The sequence below is a fragment of the Winogradskyella bathintestinalis genome (genome assembly GCF_030407435.1).
GTDB lineage: Bacteria > Bacteroidota > Bacteroidia > Flavobacteriales > Flavobacteriaceae > Winogradskyella > Winogradskyella bathintestinalis.
In genome coordinates, this window is record NZ_JASDDK010000002.1 from 539,451 (window position 1) to 559,507 (window position 20,057).

General features: G+C 33.6%; 18 protein-coding genes and 1 tRNA gene. 13 read left to right on the plus strand and 6 right to left on the minus strand.

The genetic code is table 11. The features are described 5' to 3' along the window. The first annotated feature begins 96 nt into the window (after nucleotides 1–96). The 7 genes from QMA06_RS07315 (at nucleotide 97) to QMA06_RS07345 (ending at nucleotide 9,421) form a co-directional block, all read left to right on the plus strand. Nucleotides 97–3,549: a pyruvate carboxylase gene (locus tag QMA06_RS07315; RefSeq protein ID WP_290206215.1), complete on the plus strand. Its 3,453-nt coding sequence runs from the start codon at nucleotides 97–99 to the stop codon at nucleotides 3,547–3,549. A gap of 172 nt (nucleotides 3,550–3,721) precedes the next feature. Then, nucleotides 3,722–4,408, plus strand: coding sequence for a DUF4377 domain-containing protein (locus QMA06_RS07320; protein ID WP_290206216.1), 687 nt, complete (start codon nucleotides 3,722–3,724; stop codon nucleotides 4,406–4,408). Nucleotides 4,409–4,532: 124 nt separating this feature from the next. Then, nucleotides 4,533–5,489, plus strand: coding sequence for a 23S rRNA (adenine(1618)-N(6))-methyltransferase RlmF (rlmF, locus tag QMA06_RS07325; protein WP_290206217.1), 957 nt, complete (start codon nucleotides 4,533–4,535; stop codon nucleotides 5,487–5,489). Nucleotides 5,490–5,524: 35 nt separating this feature from the next. Further along, the gene (locus QMA06_RS07330) at nucleotides 5,525–6,760 is read left to right on the plus strand and encodes a DEAD/DEAH box helicase (protein WP_290206218.1); all 1,236 of its coding nucleotides are present in this window, start codon (nucleotides 5,525–5,527) and stop codon (nucleotides 6,758–6,760) included. A 145-nt stretch (nucleotides 6,761–6,905) separates the two neighbouring features. Next, on the plus strand, nucleotides 6,906–7,883 hold the full coding sequence (locus tag QMA06_RS07335) for a peptidase associated/transthyretin-like domain-containing protein (RefSeq protein ID WP_290206219.1): 978 nt from the start codon (nucleotides 6,906–6,908) through the stop codon (nucleotides 7,881–7,883). Beyond that, nucleotides 7,876–8,232 carry a DoxX family protein gene (locus tag QMA06_RS07340; RefSeq protein ID WP_290206221.1) on the plus strand — a complete coding sequence of 119 codons (357 nt, stop codon included), beginning with the start codon at nucleotides 7,876–7,878 and terminating at the stop codon, nucleotides 8,230–8,232. Before QMA06_RS07335 ends, QMA06_RS07340 begins: the two co-directional genes overlap by 8 nt. A gap of 7 nt (nucleotides 8,233–8,239) precedes the next feature. Continuing rightward, nucleotides 8,240–9,421 (plus strand): MFS transporter, encoded by a 1,182-nt coding sequence (locus QMA06_RS07345; protein WP_290206222.1) that lies wholly within the window; start codon nucleotides 8,240–8,242, stop codon nucleotides 9,419–9,421. Between the two features lies 1 nt (nucleotide 9,422). Here QMA06_RS07345 and QMA06_RS07350 read toward each other — a convergent pair whose 3' ends face one another. Next, nucleotides 9,423–10,103, minus strand: coding sequence for a M15 family metallopeptidase (locus tag QMA06_RS07350; RefSeq protein WP_290206223.1), 681 nt, complete (start codon nucleotides 10,101–10,103; stop codon nucleotides 9,423–9,425). 696 nt (nucleotides 10,104–10,799) lie between these two features. On the opposite strand from QMA06_RS07350, the gene QMA06_RS07355 reads away from it, so the two are divergent. From QMA06_RS07355 to QMA06_RS07380, 6 genes are all read left to right on the plus strand, one after another. Further along, nucleotides 10,800–11,726: an alpha/beta hydrolase gene (locus QMA06_RS07355; protein ID WP_290206224.1), complete on the plus strand. Its 927-nt coding sequence runs from the start codon at nucleotides 10,800–10,802 to the stop codon at nucleotides 11,724–11,726. 529 nt (nucleotides 11,727–12,255) lie between these two features. Further along, entirely contained in the window at nucleotides 12,256–13,116 is an 861-nt protein-coding gene (locus tag QMA06_RS07360) for an SPFH domain-containing protein (protein ID WP_290206225.1), read from the plus strand. Between the two features lie 211 nt (nucleotides 13,117–13,327). Next, nucleotides 13,328–13,828, plus strand: coding sequence for a hypothetical protein (locus QMA06_RS07365; protein ID WP_290206226.1), 501 nt, complete (start codon nucleotides 13,328–13,330; stop codon nucleotides 13,826–13,828). Between the two features lie 6 nt (nucleotides 13,829–13,834). Continuing rightward, nucleotides 13,835–14,014, plus strand: coding sequence for an Arc family DNA-binding protein (locus tag QMA06_RS07370; RefSeq protein WP_290206227.1), 180 nt, complete (start codon nucleotides 13,835–13,837; stop codon nucleotides 14,012–14,014). 58 nt (nucleotides 14,015–14,072) lie between these two features. Further along, complete coding sequence (locus QMA06_RS07375) at nucleotides 14,073–15,383, plus strand: DUF819 family protein (protein ID WP_290206228.1); 1,311 nt, start codon at nucleotides 14,073–14,075, stop codon at nucleotides 15,381–15,383. 108 nt (nucleotides 15,384–15,491) lie between these two features. Next, on the plus strand, nucleotides 15,492–16,202 hold the full coding sequence (locus QMA06_RS07380) for a DUF4369 domain-containing protein (RefSeq protein WP_290206229.1): 711 nt from the start codon (nucleotides 15,492–15,494) through the stop codon (nucleotides 16,200–16,202). A 212-nt stretch (nucleotides 16,203–16,414) separates the two neighbouring features. Here QMA06_RS07380 and QMA06_RS07385 read toward each other — a convergent pair. The 5 genes from QMA06_RS07385 to QMA06_RS07405 form a co-directional block, all read right to left on the minus strand. Further along, nucleotides 16,415–16,488: transfer RNA gene (locus QMA06_RS07385), tRNA-Thr, on the minus strand. Nucleotides 16,489–16,560: 72 nt separating this feature from the next. After that, nucleotides 16,561–16,830 (minus strand): hypothetical protein, encoded by a 270-nt coding sequence (locus QMA06_RS07390; RefSeq protein WP_290206230.1) that lies wholly within the window; start codon nucleotides 16,828–16,830, stop codon nucleotides 16,561–16,563. 194 nt (nucleotides 16,831–17,024) lie between these two features. Continuing rightward, on the minus strand, nucleotides 17,025–17,438 hold the full coding sequence (locus QMA06_RS07395) for a 6-pyruvoyl trahydropterin synthase family protein (RefSeq protein WP_290206231.1): 414 nt from the start codon (nucleotides 17,436–17,438) through the stop codon (nucleotides 17,025–17,027). A 2-nt stretch (nucleotides 17,439–17,440) separates the two neighbouring features. Then, nucleotides 17,441–17,965 carry an isopentenyl-diphosphate Delta-isomerase gene (gene idi / locus QMA06_RS07400; RefSeq protein WP_290206232.1) on the minus strand — a complete coding sequence of 175 codons (525 nt, stop codon included), beginning with the start codon at nucleotides 17,963–17,965 and terminating at the stop codon, nucleotides 17,441–17,443. A gap of 104 nt (nucleotides 17,966–18,069) precedes the next feature. Beyond that, the gene (locus QMA06_RS07405) at nucleotides 18,070–20,052 is read right to left on the minus strand and encodes an OmpA family protein (protein ID WP_290206233.1); all 1,983 of its coding nucleotides are present in this window, start codon (nucleotides 20,050–20,052) and stop codon (nucleotides 18,070–18,072) included. Nucleotides 20,053–20,057 lie beyond the last annotated feature (5 nt).

The window sequence follows — 20,057 nt, forward strand, 5'->3', positions numbered from 1 at the left end:
AGTAAGTCTTTTATATATTTGAGAATAACTAAAACGAAACAACATAATTACGTATAAAACTTATATATTATTACAAATCATCATATTCTGCCGACCATGAAAATTAAAAAAATATTAGTTGCCAATCGAAGTGAAATTGCCATCCGTGTACTAAGAGCTTGTACAGAACTTAACATTGCGACTGTAGCTATATACACTTATGAGGATCGCTACTCACAACATAGAAACAAAGCTGATGAATCTTACCAAATTGGCGAAAATAATGATCCTTTAAAACCCTATTTAGATATTGATGAGATTGTGGCTTTAGCGAAGGATAAAAATGTCGATGCCATACATCCGGGTTATGGATTTTTGTCTGAAAATTCAGAATTTGCAAGACGATGTGCCGAAAACGACATCATTTTTATCGGTCCAGATCCCGAAGTTATGGATGCCTTGGGAGATAAAATAACCGCAAAGAAAATCGCTGTAAAATGTAAAGTTCCTATTATTGAAAGTAACAAAAAAAACCTTTCCTCATTAAAAATAGCACTTTCGGAAGCCAATTCCATTGGTTTCCCTTTAATGCTCAAAGCGGCTTCAGGTGGCGGAGGTCGTGGTATGCGTGTGGTAAGAAATGACAAAGATTTGGAGCAACATTTTGATTCTGCAAGAAACGAAGCTCTGAACGCCTTTGGTGATGACACCATGTTTTTAGAAAAATATGTCGAAAACCCAAAACATATTGAAATACAAATTGTAGCCGATAGACATGGCAATATTCGCCATTTATTTGAGCGCGATTGTTCCGTACAACGTCGTCATCAAAAAGTGGTGGAAGTGGCACCTTCTTACAATGTATCTCAAAAAGTGAAAGATGCCTTGTACAAATACGCCATCGCAATTACTTCAGAAGTAAATTACAACAATATTGGTACGGTTGAATTTTTAGTCGATCAACAAGACAACATTTATTTTATTGAAGTCAATCCAAGAATTCAGGTAGAACATACGGTAACTGAAATGGTCACTGGAATCGATTTGGTTAAAACACAAATATTTATTGCTGGGGGTTATAAATTATCTGATAAACAAATAAAAATATATGAGCAAGAGACCTTAGCCACTTATGGTTTTGCGCTTCAATGTCGATTAACTACCGAAGATCCTGAAAATAATTTTACGCCAGATTACGGTAATATCACAACTTATAGAAGTGCGTCGGGAATGGGGATTCGATTAGATGCCGGCAGTATTTACCAAGGTTATAATGTTAGTCCGTTTTTCGATTCTATGCTTGTAAAAGTGTCTGCTCATGGTAGAACTTTAGATGGAGCCGTTCGGAAAATGACTCGCGCATTGAAAGAATTTAGGATTAGAGGTGTAAAGACCAACATTCATTTTCTTCAAAATGTCATTCAGCATGAAACTTTCAAAGAAGGTAAAGTGACGGTTAATTTTATTCAGAATACACCATCTTTATTCGAAATAAAATTACCGCAAGACCGTACTACCAAGGCTGTTAATTTTCTTGCCGAAGTTATTGTCAATGGAAATTCTGATGTTAAAAACATTGATAAGACTAAAATATTCAGAACCGCTAAAATTCCAAAATATAACCGTACGGAATCGTTTCCGAAAGGCACAAAAAATTTATTAACAGAATTAGGTCCTGAAGCATTTTGTGAATGGTTAATGAAAGACAAAAAGATTCATTATACAGATACCACGATGCGCGATGCACATCAATCACTTTTGGCAACTCGAATGCGAAGTTACGATATGTTGAAAGTTGCAGAAAGTTTTGCAAAAAACCATCCTAATACGTTTAGTATGGAAGTTTGGGGAGGAGCTACTTTTGATGTTTGTTTACGATTTTTACACGAAAGTCCGTGGACACGTTTGCGAGAATTACGTAAAGCGGTTCCAAATATCCTATTTCAAATGTTACTTCGCGGCTCCAATGCAGTGGGTTATAAAGCCTATCCTGATAACCTGATCGAGAAATTCGTGGAAAAATCTTGGGAAAATGGCGTTGATATTTTTAGAATTTTCGATTCGCTCAATTGGGTAAAAGCTATGGAACCAAGTATTAATTATGTTAGAAACAAAACTGGTGGTATTGCCCAAGCTGCGATCAGTTATACAGGTGATATTTTAGATCCAAAAGAAACCAAATATAATCTAAAATACTACACGCAACTCGCTAAGGATTTAGAAAATGCAGGTGCACACATGGTCGCCATTAAAGATATGGCAGGCCTATTAAAGCCTTATGCTGCAACGGAATTGGTAACGGCGTTAAAAGACACTTTAAATATTCCTATTCATTTGCATACGCATGATACCTCGTCATTACAAACTGCCACCTATTTAAAAGCCATAGAGTCCGGAGTTGATGTGGTTGATGTTGCGCTTGGTGGGCTGTCAGGTCTTACTTCCCAACCCAATTTTAATGCAGTAGTAGAAATGATAAAAGGGCAAGATCGTGCACACGATTTTGATATGGGCTCATTAAATCAATTTTCTAATTATTGGGAAGATACGCGCGAAATGTATTATCCATTTGAATCGGGCTTAAAAGCAGGAACAGCAGAAGTGTATCAGCATGAAATTCCTGGAGGTCAATATTCAAACTTACGACCTCAAGCCATTGCTTTAGGATTAGGCGATCGTTTCGATGACGTTAAAAAAATGTACGCAGAGGTCAATAATATGTTTGGTAACTTGATTAAGGTAACACCAAGTTCTAAAGTCGTTGGTGACATGGCCATTTTTATGGTGACCAATAATCTAACTCCTGCTGATGTGATGGAACGTGGGGAAGGAATTTCGTTTCCTGAATCGGTAATTAATTTCTTTAAGGGAGACTTAGGACAACCTGTTGGAGGGTTTCCAAAGAAACTACAGAAAATTATTCTTAAAAATAGAGAAGCCTATACTGACCGACCAAATGCACATTTAGAGCCAATAGATTTCACTAAGGAATATGCTGCTTTTAAGAAAAAATTTCAACAAGGCTTTACAAGACCTATTGAAATGGAAGACTTTTTATCTTATATGTTATATCCAAAAGTATTTGAGAAAGCTCACGAAAATTATAAACTTTACGGAAATATTGCCCTGATACCAACTAAGGATTTCTTCTTTGGTATGAAACTTCAAGAAGAAACTAATATTACTTTAGAGCCTGGTAAAACAATTATTGTTAAACTACTTTCTGTAGGAATTCCTAATGATGAAGGTGTAAGAACAGTCTTTTTCAAAGTTAACGGTGAAAACAGATTTGTAGAAGTCTTTGACACTTCATTAAATATAGAAAAAGTAGAAAATGCAAAAATAGATAAAGATGATATTAACCAAATTGGAGCGCCATTACAGGGTTCACTGTATAAAATACTGGTAAAGAAAGGAGCTTCGGTTGAAGAAAATGATCCATTGTTTGTGATAGAAGCCATGAAAATGGAAACTACAGTAACCGCTCATAAATCTGGAAAAATTAAATCGGTAATCCTAAAAGAAGGTCGAATGGTGAAACAAGATGATTTGATAATTATTATGGAATAACATGTGCTCTTCCTTTTACATCGCAACCTTAAGAATATATTGTTCATAGGGCTTAAAATAAAACGCTCAATAAAAATGAATTAGTAATTTTTCTAACATAGATTTAACGTTTTATGCTGTCTAATGAAAGGTATTTTGAATATATTTTAATTTCAAAATTAAATAGAAATATATGTTTAAGTTAAAAACACTTTTTATTATAATGTTTACTGTCCTATTAACGTCTTGTGGGTCTTCAAAAAATGCAACTACAATCTCAACTTATTGGGTAAATAGTGCTAAAGTAGATTGCGATGCTGGTGTAGGAAAAACGCAATGTTTACAAGTAACTAAAGCAGAAAGCTATGTGAATGCTGATTGGAATTTGTTTTATGCCTCCATAAATGGCTTTACTTTTGAACCTGGATATTTATATAAAATTGAAGTTTCTGAAACTACCTTAGATCCTAATAAAGTTCCTGCTGATACATCATCAATTCAATATGAACTTATTGATGTTTTAGAGAAAATTCAAGATCCAAAATTGGCAATTCACGATATTTGGTCAACCACCCATATTAATGGAAAAGCAATTACGGATCAACTAATAGCACCAAGCTTAGAAATTAATACCACTGAAATGCGTGTTATGGGAAACAATGGTTGCAACAATTACAACGGATCAATTACATCCTTGGACTCGATATCCATTAAATTTGGGGCCATAGCGACCACTAGAAAAATGTGCCCGGATATGACTGTTTCAGATCGTTTTGACAATGCCTTAAGGAATTCAGTGAGCTATAAAAAAGATGGTTTAAATTTATTATTATTAAATAATAGCGGAGAAGAAATTCTTCGATTTAAGAAAGTTGATTAAGTTTTGCTATCCTATTAATCGCATTTTATAATCGTAAGCATCTTATAATAATTTAATTTGAAATTGAAAATTACTGATCATCATTCTCTTTTAACCTACCTTTGGTCTAACTAATTTTAATACATTGCAAAAGAAAAAATCACATCCGAAAGTAAAATCAGAACTTCATCCCAGAAGTCAACACAGAGAACGCTATAATTTTGAAGCACTTATTAAAAGTTCACCAAAATTAGCAGCATTCGTTGCTCCAAATAAATATGGGGATGAGTCTATCGATTTTTTTAACCCTAATGCCGTTAAAGCTTTAAACAAAGCTTTGTTAATTCATCATTATGGATTAGAATATTGGGATATTCCTAAACATTATTTATGTCCACCGATTCCTGGACGGGCAGATTATATCCATAATATTGCTGATCTTTTAAAAGGTAATCGTTCTGATATCCCAAAAGGCAAACAAATAAAAGGTCTAGATATTGGTGTGGGAGCCAATTGTATTTATCCAATTATTGGTCAGCACGAGTATGGTTGGTCATTTATAGGCAGTGATACAGACGATACCGCAATTACGTCGGCTAAAGAAATTGAGCAGCGCAATTCTAGTTTAAAATCTACATTAGAAATTAGACGACAAGAAAAATCCAATGACTTCTTTCACAACATTTTAAAACCCGAAGAAAAAGTTGATTTTACAATTTGCAATCCACCGTTTCATGCGTCTGCAGAAGAAGCTCAAAAGGCAAGTTTAAAAAAGCAGAAAAATCTTAAAGGAAAACGACCAAACAAAGCCCTTTTAAATTTTGGCGGCCAGCATAACGAACTTTGGACCAAAGGAGGTGAAGCACGTTTTGTAAAAGATATGATTTATGAAAGCAAGCATTTTGGCAAACAATGCTTTTGGTTTACAAGTTTAATCTCGAAAGAAACGACACTAAAACCTACCTATAAAATTTTACAAAAGGTTAATGCTACCGATGTAAAAACGATAGAAATGGGTCAAGGCCATAAAATTAGCCGATGTATTGCTTGGACGTTTTTGTCTGAAGAGGAACAGAAGAATTGGATAAAAGATCGTTGGTAGAACATTTATTCTACCTTTGCTAAAATAAAAAGCACATGTCATTTAAAGACTTACAACTTATTAAACCCCTATTGAAAGCCATAGACGCCTCTGGATACACAGAGCCAACGTTAGTTCAGCAACGTGCTATTCCATTGGTTTTAGATAAAAAGGATGTGATTGTTTCAGCACAAACCGGAACAGGCAAAACAGCAGCTTTTGCACTTCCCATTTTACAGCAACTTTTTGATAGACAGGACGCCCCAAAAAAAGGTAAAAAAATCAGAGCACTTATTGTAAGTCCGACACGTGAATTAGCGGTTCAAATTCAACAGAATTTTAAAACTTACGCTCAATTTACTAATCTGCGCTCTTTAGTCGTTTTTGGTGGCGCTTCTATTGAACCACAAATCGATGTACTAAATAAAGGAGTTGATATTTTAGTAGCCACTCCTGGTAGATTGCTCGATTTGCACAAACAAGATTACATTAACCTCGATCATATTGAGACTTTTGTTTTAGACGAAGCCGATCTCATGTTAGATATGGGTTTTATCGATGATATAAAGAAAGTTGAACGCTTGTGTCCAGAAGACAAACAGACCTTATTATTTTCGGCAACCATTCCTCATAAAATTGAAGAATTAGCAAATACTATTCTCAAAAATCCCGAACGTATTGATGTGACTCCAACAAAATCGGTGGCCAAAGATGTTAGTCAAGTGTTGTATTATGTTCCAAAACGCAACAAAATTGAACTGTGTTTGCACTTGTTAAGAAATACCATTAAAGGTAATATCCTTATTTTTAGACGTACCAAGTTCGGTGTTGATAAATTAGAGCAAACTTTGCTTAAAAATGGCTATTCTGTAAATAGTATTCACGGAGATAAAAACCAAAGTGATCGGCAAACGGCTTTAAATAAATTTAAAAATGGCTATGTAAAGGTATTAATTGCAACTGATGTTGCAGCTCGTGGCATTGACATCAATGAATTAGACAATGTTCTAAATTTTGATATGCCAAATGTACCTGAAACTTACGTACACCGTATTGGTAGAACAGGCAGAGCGGGTAACTCTGGTAAAGCTTACGCCATGTGTTCTGCTGATGAAAAAAGCTATGTAAAATCGATTCAGAATGCTATAAATGTTCAAATTCCTGTAGAGAATGAACATCCTTATCCGCTGGATCCAAAGGCGAAACCTATTGTACATAAAAAACAAGGAAGTAAGTACAAAAAAGGACGTAAAAGTGAAGCTTCTAAAAAGAAGAAAAAGCGTTGGTATTGAGAAGTGTGATGTTAGAAGTGGGAAGTTGAGAGAGAAACTAAATATACCTAGAAAACGTATTTTTTTCAGTAATTATCCATTCCATTAATTGTAATCTCGAATTTATTTCAGCATCTTTAATCTTTTACCTAACGAAAATTGAAATATGTACAAAACTTTAGCCCTATTTCTATTCATCGGGCCATTGGCTTTTAGTCAGATTACTATTAAAGACAGTATTACAACCTATCCTGTAAGTTATGCTACTATTTCTTTTGGTAATGGCAACGGTATTTTTGCAGATGATGAAGGGCAATTTTACTTTACTGAAAAATTATATCCAGATATCGACTCACTCTTTATTTCGGCTTTGGGTTTTAAAGACCTAAATGTGGCGACAAAAAATTTACCAAATCAATTACGCATGCACCCCGAAGCTGCTGAATTAGACGAAGTGGTACTTGATGTCGCGTTAGACCGAAAATTTAGAGAAGAAAACCTAAAGCCATACTTAGACAATGATTATTATAATTGCTGGTTGCCCACTATAGAATCCGAAATAGCAGTTTATTTTCCTAAAACGACAAGTCAGGATCAAAGGTTGAAAACGGTATTTTTTCCTATTGCCTTAGAATCTAAAGATTGGGAGAAACGCAATCGCAAGAACAGTGAAAAGAAAAAGTTTTCTACACTGTTTAAAGTGAAGTTTTACAATAATAACGATGGTGTTCCAGACAAAGTATTAACTAATGAAACTATTGTTTTTAGAGCTACTGAAAAAGATGGAGATGCATTTGAATTGCAAGTAGATGAATTTGATATTTATATTCCGGAAAACGGCTTTTTTGTATCGCTTCAAGTTTTAGGTTACACCAATAAAGCCGGTAAGTTGCTGCCCAACAAGAAATACAAAGAGATAAAATCTAAAACTGGAGGCATCGTTAAAATCCCGACCAACTTTAGACCCTTATTACCATTTACTGATAAAGTTGAAGAAAAAAACACCTATATAAAACGAGTGTTTATCAATGGAAATAATTGGGTAAATTTCGACAAAGGCAATGGTCTGCAATCTAGTTTACTCAAAAGAGATTTATTTAACTATGGCATAGGATTAACTTATAAAACCTACAAAGATGAATGAACCGTTAGGTCTATATATTATGGCAGGAATTTATGTTTTCGCCGGATTAATGCATTTCTTCAAACCGAAAATGTATATGCGAATTATGCCTAAGTATTTACCGGGTCATAAAGCTTTAGTCTATTTAAGCGGTATTGCAGAAATTTTATTAGGCATAGGCTTATGCGTTCCAGATTTAAAAGCTATATCTATTTATGGAATTATTGCTATGTTGGCTGTTTTTCTATTGGTACATTTCTATATGCTTTCTAGCGAAAAAGCTGCAGCAGGTATTCCAAGATGGATTTTGATACTTCGTATTCCATTGCAATTTGGATTGATGTATTGGGCTTGGATTTATTTAAACTAAAATCACGTTGAAAACCCAAACCAAATCTCGCACCACGAAACGGGTTTTACCAATTATTATTTTTTCCCAATTTTGTTGCACGTCTATTTGGTTTGCAGGCAACTCAGTTATTGAAGATTTAATCGCTGTTTACAACCTGAATCCACAATCGTTGGGTTATTTGAGCGCTTCCGTACAGTTCGGTTTTATAGTTGGAACCTTAATATTTGCCATCCTTACGTTAAGTGATCGTTTTTCGCCTTCCAAGATATTTTTTACCTGTGCCCTTCTTGGTGCTGGTTTTAATCTTGGTATGCTTTATTCTCACAATACCATTTCTACATTATTATGTTTTCGTTTTTTAACAGGTTTTAGTTTAGCCGGGATTTATCCTGTGGGGATGAAAATTGCAGCTGACCATTTTAAAAAAGGTCTGGGAAAATCAGTGAGTTTTTTAGTTGCAGCATTAGTTTTAGGCACCGCTTTTCCTCATTTTATTAAATCTCTTGGGTTAAACTTCGATTGGAAAATTGTTGTATGGACGACTTCCATCATGGCATTGATTGGAGGTTTGCTCATTTTTATGTTCGTGAAAAATGGTCCTTATCAAAAATTAGCCTCTAAGTTTGAAATAACTAAGATTATTAAAATTTTTAAAAACAACGCATTTAGAGCCGCCGCCTTCGGTTATTTTGGACACATGTGGGAACTGTATGCGTTTTGGACCTTTCTACCGGTTTTGCTTATCTCCTATTGCACGTTTCATAACATAATAATAAATGTTTATTTGTTAATTTTTACTATCATTGCTTCTGGCGCAATTGCCTGTGTTTTAAGTGGTATAGGCTTCAAAATTTATGGCATTAAGAAAACGGCAATGGTAGCTTTGTGTACGTCTGGTTTATGCTGTTTACTGTCTCCATTGTTCTTTATAATAAATTCCAGTATCTTATTTATTGCATTTCTTATTATTTGGGGTATGGCCGTTATCGCAGACTCTCCATTGTTTTCCACTATGGTTGCACAAAACAGCAATTCTAAATCAAAAGGAACGGCCTTAACGATTGTAAATTGTATTGGTTTCGCTATCACCATTGTAAGCATACAGTTAATAAACCTGTTAATTGCAGTAGAAATATCTATACAATATGTATTTCTAATCCTCGCTATAGGACCCGCCGTTGGACTTATCTATTTAAGAAAGACATAGATTATTCTACTTCAAAATCAAAATAAGTTTTAGGAAATGGTTCCCAACGCAATGTAAAATGCCACCATTCTTTACTATAATTTCTGAAGTTGTGTTTTAACATTACGGTTTGTAATAATTGTCGGTTCTTTTTTTGTTCTTCACTTATATCATTGTGATCTACCCAAGATTGCTCACCAAAAAAGTCATAAGGACTGCCCATATCCAAAGGCTCACCCGTTTCTCCATCACTAATCGTTAGATCTATTGTACTGCCTCTACTATGCCCAGAACGAGATGATATATAACCTGCTTCAAATAAGGTGTTTTTACAAACTTCAGGATAAAATTGTGGTTTGTTGATTGTGTCATTCAAATCTTTTGCCCAGCGGATAAAATGATTAACTGCACGTTGCGGTCGGTACCCGTCGTACACTTTGAGACATAAATTTTGTTTTTGCAATTCATCTTGAACCAATTTTAGTTTTTCCGCTGTATCCCTTGTTAAAATTAAACGATTGGATTTGTATCCGTCTATGGTATCACCGACAAAATTGTTTTCAGAAAAATACCGTAATTCAACATTTAAATCGGGAATAACCGATTTTGCATACACGAAACCATCAGGTAAGGTTTCCTTTTTTTGAAAACTTAAAGTCATGAATAACAAGCTTCCTAAAAGTAAAATTATTTTATAATTCATATTGAAATATTAAAATTAATGTGTAGTCGAAAATAGAAACATAGTATAAACTGAATTATTCTGGATGAAATTTTGTTCTTTTCCATGAGTTGCGCATGAACAGTAAACGATTAAAAACAAAGGCAAATATCGTAGAAAAGCATATACTGAACTAGACTTGGAAAAAACCTCTTTCAAATTGTACTATTTCTGACCAGATACTAAATTACTAAAAAAATAGAATGTAGACCAGTTTGCTGGAGCCAAACAAAAATTTAATTAAACTAAAACCTTTTAATTTATAAGAAAAATGCAGAATAGCTGAGCTAGATCGAAACTCTTAAAAACAAAAAACCGAGATCCCTCAATCTCGGTTTTCGTTTATTTGCTTTCTAACTATGCTGGTAGATTTAGGGTCTCTAATTACACAACATAAGGCAAATATTAATTAATTAATCCATTGAACTAAAAACTAATTTTCAGTACATGTCAAATATATAATTCATTTTGAAATATAACGCTAAAAAACATATTTAATCGATGTAATGCGCTTAATTTTAACATTTACAGTTGAAAATATCATTTTTATCGTTGAAATACATATTTCAAAACAGAATATATTGTGCTAGTAAAATTTAAATTGGAATAAAACTTGAATCTAAAATTTCATTTTCAATCTTTATAAAGTAACTTTAAACCTCATTAAATAGATTTGAAATGAAACAGTATATAATTCTCGCTTTGTGTTTAATTTGTTTTAATGGTTTTGGTCAAGAAAGAACGTATTCAGAAGAAGAATTAGCTATAACCAAATGGATTGATGGTACATTACTAACACCCAAAATAAATACAAAACCTAATTTAGCCATTATAATTGCCGGTTCTGGGCCTACAAATCGTAATGGCAATCAGAATTTCTTAAAAAATAATTCTCTCAAGAAATTAGCGGAAGGTTTAACGGAAAATGGTATAGCCACATTTCGATACGATAAACGTATTGTAAAACAAATTCTCAAAAATGATATCGATAAAGATATTACGTTTGATGATTTTGTAAGTGATGCTTCCGCTGTATTGAATTACTTCAAGAATGAAAAAAATTATAACAAAATTTATGTGATTGGTCACAGTCAAGGGAGTTTAGTCGGAATGCTATCTGCTAAAGACAAAGCCGATGGTTTTATTTCATTAGCTGGTGCGGGTAACAATATTGGAGATGTTATTATTGAGCAAGTCACTAAAATGGCACCTAAATTAGGTGAAGAAGCCCAACGCGTTGTTAGTTTACTAAAACAAGGCGAAAATACCACAGATTATCCTGCCGCATTAGGCTCCTTATTTGGTCCAGAGATTCAAGAATTTATGATGAATTGGATGACCCACAATCCGACCGAAATTATTAACGAGCTAGACATGCCTATTTTGATTATTAATGGTACCAAGGATCTTCAGGTTTCTGTTAAGGAAGCTGAAGTCCTAAAAGGAGCCAACAACAAAGCTAAATTAATTATTATTGAAAATATGAATCATGTACTATTTGAAATTGATGGAGGTGATTTAGAAAATTCAAAATCGTACAATGAGTCATTTCGTAATATTTCACCGCAGCTTATTGAGAGTATTGTGGAATTCATACAATCCTAATATATTACAAAATCCTACTTTAATAACACTGCATTTTTCTTCGTTTTGCTTTTAGATTCTAGCATAATTAAAAATAAAAAGCATCCCAACCACGAGATGCTTTTTCTAACTAACCAACCAAAAAATAATGCTACTACTTTGTAGTATTGTTACCAAATGGTAACTCTTGTAATAGTCATTACGCTTAGTATATTACAAATGCTGTGCCAAACTTTATATTTCACTTATTTTGCAATAATTTATTGCTTATATAGATTAATAAAAATTTTGGTTATTAAAACCTTTTATGGATAAACAATTGCTTCCTCTTTTGTATCCTCTCCATTGCTACTCTTTCCGTTAAAATATTTCCTAAGCACCTTATCCGAAATTGTGATTACGACGGATACTGAAATGAAAAATTGAAACTGTAACCGAGACTGTAACAAATTAAATATTTGCACACTAATAAAATAAAACATATCTTTATGATATCATTTTAATATCATATTGAATTAAAAGGATTACTAACCAATTAAATCTAAAACTTATGTCTGCAGAAAAAATCATCGTCCCAGCAAATGGCTACTTAATGCTTTTCCTATTTATAGCGTTATTTTTTGGAAGTATTGCACTTATACCATTAACACAAACAGGTTGGTCCATAATTGGAATAATTACGGCCATTATATTGGCATTCGGGTTTTTAATGGTACAACCAAATGGCTCACGTGTATTGCTTTTATTTGGAAAATATGTAGGTACTGTAAAAAAGAATGGCTTTTATTGGGTAAATCCACTCTTCACCAAAAAGAAAATATCTCTTAGAGCTAGAAATTTTGATAGCGAGCGGTTAAAAGTGAATGACAAGTTAGGGAATCCAGTAATGATTAGTACCATATTGGTTTGGCGAGTAGCAAACACCTATAACGCCGCCTTTGATGTTGATAATTACGAAAACTTTGTGCGTGTACAGACCGATGCTGCCGTTAGGAAATTAGCAAGTATGTATCCTTATGATAACTTTGCAGATGAAGGGTTGGATGAAGATATTACGCTTCGTTCTAGCCTCAATGAAGTCAGTGAAGCTCTAGAAAAAGAAATTGACGAACGCTTAACTATAGCTGGCATAGAAGTTTTGGAAGCGAGAATTGGCTATTTGGCTTATGCAAACGAAATTGCCAACGCGATGCTAAAACGACAACAAGCCACTGCGATTGTAGCCGCTAGACATAAAATCGTTGAGGGAGCTGTGAGCATGGTAGAGATGGCTATAGACCAATTGAGTAAAAAGCAAGTGGTAGATTTAGATGAAGAACGTAAGGCGGCTATGGTCAGTAATCTTATGGTAGTGCTTTGTGGTGATAAAGATGTTTCACCCGTAGTAAATACAGGAACACTGAACCATTAAAAGGATCCCCTGTTAATTTTTGCCATAGCAAAAAATAGATCTTAAATATTTAATATGTAGGATCCTAAAGTAACTAGGTCAAAATTCTGATTTAGAACCTTCACAGAAAACTGTTTACGAAACTAATTTTTATGCATATGAAGGTAGAAGTGACAATAAAAATTATAATTAACTAAGCAGCTCTAGCTTTTAAAATGCTTGAAATAAAATTATGAGAATATTTAAAGAAGAACAGCGGTTTACCAAGGCATGGTTAATTATACTATTAGTAATTAGCATGATGGTACCGATAGGAATCACAATTAAAGATTACATCAATAGTCCAAGCAGTTTTTCCACCATAGAATTTATATTGACAATTAGTTTCATAGTCTTGGCAGCTAGTTTAATATTTTTGTTTAAGTTAAGCACAAGAATAGACAAAACAGGAATCCATTATAAATTCTTTCCGTTTCATTGGAGTTATAAAATCATTACATGGAAGGAAATAAACAATGCCTATATAAGAACGTACAGTCCTTTAAATGAATATGGTGGTTGGGGATTAAGAGGAGGAATTCTTTGGAATACATCTAAAGGAAAAGCTATTAATGTTTCTGGAGATATCGGTATTCAACTAGAGTTAGAAAACGGTAACAAACTTTTAATTGGCACTCAAAAACAAATTGAAGCCGAAAGTGTATTAGCCACTTACAAACCAAAAATTAACTAATTTATAATGTCTAAAAAGAAAGCCTTTGCACTACGCATGAATGAAGATATGCTGAAAGCCATTGAAAAATGGGCTTCAGATGAGTTTCGTAGTACCAACGGCCAAATTGAGTGGATGCTAATGCAATATCTAAAAGAACACAATAGACAACCCAAACCAAAAGATAATTCTGCAGATAAAAAGTAATCGGAAACGGTTACTTTTTTTTTGTTTTTGTATTTTGCACGCACTAAACAACTAAACTATGGACAATACTCCAATTTTTACTGATGACACTATTGTGTTTGGACTCTTAATGCTTGCACTTGGATTTGTATTTATCACAGAATCCATTAAAACGGGCTTCTGGCCAAAATTCTATAAAATTGTGCCAGGTTTATTTATGGCTTACATGTTACCCGCTGTTTTGACTACTACTGGTTTAATTGCACCAGAATGGACAACGGTTTCTGAAACTGGTGTTCTCACAGAACACAGCACAAGTCTTTATTATGTGGCGAGTCGGTATTTGTTACCAGCAGCTTTGGTACTTATGACGTTGAGCATCGATTTAAAAGCCGTGTTTAATTTAGGTTGGAAAGCATTGGTTATGTTTTTTACAGGAACATTAGGCATTGTAATTGGAGGCCCTATTGCCATTTTATTGATTGCAAGTATCCATCCTGATACCGTTGGAGGTGTAGGACCAGATGCGGTTTGGAGAGGACTTTCCACTCTAGCAGGAAGCTGGATTGGTGGAGGTGCCAACCAAACAGCAATGCTTGAAATTTATGGTTATAACCAAGCCAAATATGGAGGTATGGTGTTTGTTGATATTGTAGTCGCCAATATTTGGATGGCCATTATTTTAATTGGGATTGGAAAAAGAAACCGCATTAATAAATGGTTAAAAGCCGATACCTCTTCAATTGAAGACCTTAAGGAAAAAGTATCTTCATTTTCAGAAAAAGTAAAACGAAATCCATCGCTTACAGACATTATGATTATCGGAGCCATTGCTTTCGGCACCGTGAGTTTTGCACATTTAAGTGCTAATTATCTCGCCCCACTTTTTGAAGGTATGGTTGCAGATATAGCTTCACCAACCACACGGAATATCTTTACGTTCTTAGGCTCAGAATTCTTTTGGATGATAAGTGTGTCCACATTAATTGCAATATTATTATCTAATACTAAAGCCAAAAATTATGAAGGGGCTGGCGCTAGTAAATTTGGGAGTGTTTTTATTTACATTCTTGTAGCAAGTATCGGTATGAAAATGGATCTTAAGATGATTTTTGATAACGTTGGTCTAATCGCTATTGGTGTGGTATGGATGACCATACATGCTATATTATTGATTTTGGTCGCAAAACTTATTAAAGCTCCCTATTTCTTTTTAGCGGTTGGAAGTCAAGCGAACGTTGGCGGTGCGGCCTCTGCTCCTATTGTAGCTTCTGCTTTTCATCCATCTTTAGCAACTGTAGGAGTTTTACTTGCTGTATTTGGTTATGCCGTGGGCACAATTGCTGCAATTGGCTGTACAATTCTAATGGAGTTGGCTGCCGTTAGCTAACATTTGATATTAATTAATTTTCAGTATTTCCTTAAAAATAAAAAGACAAGTTGTCTTCAATATTAAAACTATTATAAGATATTTGCCCACCAAAAATTTTAGCCCAGCATGACAAAATTAAGTAAAGCCCTAAGTCTTATTATCTTAGTCATTTTAGCCGTTTCTTGCGGAAAAGAAAATACTTCTAACTTTACCTTAAAGGGTAATATTAAAGATTTAAAAAAAGGTGTAGTTTATCTTCAAAAGGATGGTGATTCTAGTATTGTAGATTTAGATTCTATGGTCATCGTAGGTCAATCTGAATTTAAATTACAAACCAATATAGAAGAACCAATTCTACTCTATTTGAAATTATTTAAAAATGATGGAGAGGAGCATTATATTCCTTTTTTTGCTGATAAAGGCGTAACTGAAATTAATACCTCTCTAAAACATTTCGATTTCGATTCTGAAATTAAAGGTTCTAAGCAACAAGTACTTTTAGAAGAATATTTAGATGTGATGGCACAATACAATAATAAAAACTTAGATGTTTTTGAAGCACGCTTTAATGCTCAAAAAAGTAAAGATAGTATCGCAGCAGATTCTTTAACGAAAGTAGCAGATCAACTCATAAAACGAAAATACGCGTACACTATTCAATTTGCAATGAATAATAACGATAGTGAAGTAGCTCCTTATCTCGTATTGTATGAAGCTCGAAATACGAATCCTGTGTATGTTGATTCTGTTTATAACAATTTAACTTCTGATATTAAGAATTCATTTTACGGGAAAAAATTAGGTGAAGCTATTGCAGATAGAGATTCGGTTGAATAATATTCGCTAACTTTCATTGATCTATTATTTTTAGAAGTAGAATAACTACTAATGCAAAAAATCCAATCACTTTTTAATGATTGGATTTTTTGTTTTTGGAACCTATAAAGAACAAAACAACCTTTGTGAACTCTAAAAGCAAAATTTAAAAGTATCTACATTATTTACAAAAAAAACTCCAACTAAATAATATAGTTGGAGTTTTAACTTAGAGCCGATGGAGGGACTCGAACCCACGACCTGCTGATTACAAATCAGCTGCTCTAGCCAGCTGAGCTACATCGGCAATAAAAAAGCTTACCTAATTATGGTAAGCAGGCGCAAATTTAAAATAGATTTTCAAATTTACAAATCCTTTTTATTTTAATTTATTTATTTTTTCAATAAGATCTCTTCCTTTAGATTCTAGATCGTTATTAATAGCCTTGAAGTGTGCTTTTTTGTTTTCGACACTTCTATCATTCACTCGAGCAATTAACTCATCAAAGGTTACGATAGCTTCATCAATAATTGCTTCACTTTCTTTCGTTGAGTTTTCTGAATTTGTCAGTTCCCAAATGTAAACGGCTTCAATAATATCTCCTAAAACGTAGTTGATATCCTTTTTTAAATCTCTTTTATTCGACATGTTATTTATGTTTTATATAACTTACACCTTAGCAAATAGGCCTCGGCTAATTTGGATGCAAAAATACTAAATCCATTTAGTTATTTTATTATTTATTATCTTAAGTTTAAGACTTATAATTCTAAAATGTTCTGTAAATCATTACCACTTTATACCTTTTAATTTAAAAGTGTAAAGCACTAAATTTTTTACTACTATTCGTCTCCAGAATAAGTTACAAAGTTACGTGGCGTTTCATAGAGTGTAATTTCAAGATGAAATTTTGAATCTAACTTGGCTTTTATTTTGTTATAAATAATGACAGCAATATTCTCGGCTGTTGGATTTAAATCTTTAAATTCAGGCACATCAACATTTAAATTCTTATGATCAAAGGCCTCTTCAACTTCAGATTTAATGATGTCTTTTAAAGTTTTAATATCTATAACATAACCGGTTTCTGGATCTATATCTCCTGTAACACTAGCAATCAATTCATAATTATGACCGTGAAAATTAGGATTGTTACATAAACCAAAAACCGCATCATTTTTTTCGAAGCTCCAATCTTTTCTATAAAGACGATGTGCTGCGTTAAAATGTGCTTTTCTATGTACTGTAACCTTCATTATTATTTGTTAATATTTATAAATTCGTAAAACTTTTCAAAAATTATTTTAAACCAAGCTGTATATAATTGAGGGTTCACAGCCATATCTGATTTTACAACATCTAGTGACATCCATTTCCAGTCCTCTACTTCATCAGCATTAATTTTTGGACTATCATTATAGTAACCAATCATAATATGATCATATTCATGTTCGGTTAAACCATTATCAAAAGGTGCTTTATAAATAAAGGAGGTCGATTCCTCTAATTCGGTAACAAAACCCATTTCTTCTTGCAAACGTCGTTTTCCGGCTTCAAGATTACTTTCTCCATCCCTTTGATGACTGCAGCAGGTATTGGTCCACAAACCCGGTGTATGGTATTTATGCAACGCGCGCTGTTGAAGCATTAACTCATTCTTATCGTTAAATATAAAAACCGAAAATGCACGATGTAAAAGGGCTTTTTCATGGGCTTCCATCTTTGGCATTAAGCCAATCTGTTTATCATTCTCATCGACTAGGATGACTTGTTCTTCTGTCATATTGCGAAATTACTACCTTAAGTTTAAATAAAAGTAAATGATTTCATAAAAATAGCCGTTTAATAATTAAACGGCTATCTAAACAGAGTTATTTTAATTAATGCTTATTCCTTCTCTTCACAAGTTTTACCATTAATACTTGTAATTATAAATTCACTACGTCTATTAAGTTGGTGTTCTTCTTCAGAACAATTTGAATCGTTAGATGGTTCGCAACCACAATCGTTTACCAAGCGAGCTTCCCCATAACCTTTTGCTGTTAAACGGTCTGCATCAATGCCGTTATCGATAAGATATTGACGCGTAGATTGAGCTCTTTTATCAGATAATTTTTCGTTATATGTTGCGGCTCCTCTACAATCTGTATGACTACGAATATCAATATGCATCGTTGGGTACTTAGTCAACACTGCTAATACTTTTTGAATTTCAATTTCAGCATCGTATCTTATAATTGATTTATCGAAGTCAAAATAAATAATAGGAATATCTAATACTTTGGCTAAATCGTCGCAAGGTTCAATTTGTTGCTCGTCTTGTTCTATTAGCAACACCATTTTTAATTCTTGATTTTTATTTGGGGTTATAAAGCGTTTTTCGTCTGATGTATATTTGTCTTTTTCTGCTCTAATAAGATATTCTTTTTTAGGATCAACTTCAAAATTGAAATAAGCCTCATCCCCAACGGTGTCACGCATTATTTCATTTCCATTTTCATCATACAAAATAACTGTTGCACCTGGTATTAATTCTCTTGAATTAAGGTCTTCAACAGTACCTTCCACTAAGAGTTTTAATTCTGGAATTTCAAAAGTATAAATGTCATCACTTCCTTTTCCGCCTTCCCTATTTGAACTGAAATAAACGCGTTTAGTGACTAAGTTTTCGTAATAGCCGAAGTCATCCTTTGCACTGTTTACAGGTTTCCCTACATTTTGGATTGGAAAATTTCTGTTAGAACCTTCTTTCACTTTTTTATCTAAACCTTCTGATTTAAACACATCTAAACCACCTAAACCTGGAAAGCCGGTTGAGGAATAATACAAGTCACCATTAGTGTTAATAAATGGAAACGACTCTTGCCCTTCCGTATTTATTGATGTGCCTAAATTTTCTGGTTCACCTAATGTTCCATCATCATTCACATCTACTACAAAAATGTCAGATTGGCCAAAAGTTCCAGGCATATCTGAAGCAAAATATAGTTTAGTTCCTGTTAAATTTAGCGCAGGATGTGCCACACTATAATCGATACTATTGAAATGAATTTTATGAATATTGTCCCAAGTACCATCGTCACTTAAAGTAGCTCTGTATAATTGTAATCTATTGATGCCCGATTCGTCTTCTTTATACTTAAGGCGGTGATAATTATTTCTCGTAAAAAACATGTATTTTCCATTAGGTGAAAATACAGCACTCGACTCATGGTATTTTGTATTCACTTCGCCTTCTACTGCTTTAGCCTCACCAAAATTACCTTCCTCGTCTTTTTCTACCGCATACAAATCTAAATAAGGCTCTTCATTCCATCTATATTTTCGACCTCCACCTCTCGCTGAAGAGAAGACAATACTGTTTTCGTATTCTGTAGTGCCAAAATCTGATAGCTCGGTATTGATGTCGAGGTTAACAATTTCAATATCTTCTCTACTCAATTCCTCTATTGAGGATTTATAATCTACTTTAGATAAGAAAGCCTTTCCCCTTAAGTCATCGGGTTTAAGTTCATTGAATTTCTTCATCCATTTATCAGAACCTTCGTAATCCTTAATTCCTTTTAAAGCTAAAGCGTATCTAAAGTAATATTCTGGATCTACAACCTCTTCCATGTTCATTAATTCCCCATACCATTTGGCTGCGTCTTCCATTTTATTCTGAAAATAGAATGAATTTGCTAATTTCTGAAACAGGTCTGCAGATTTGTAACCTTTATTCGCCACCTCTAATAATACTTCACTAGTTTTCACATAAGCGAAATCCCGATAATCATCTTTTACACTTTGAATTTTGCCATTCTGTGCCAAAGCAATTGTGGCAAATAAACTTACAAATGTTACTAATATATATTTCGATATTGTTTTCATAATAT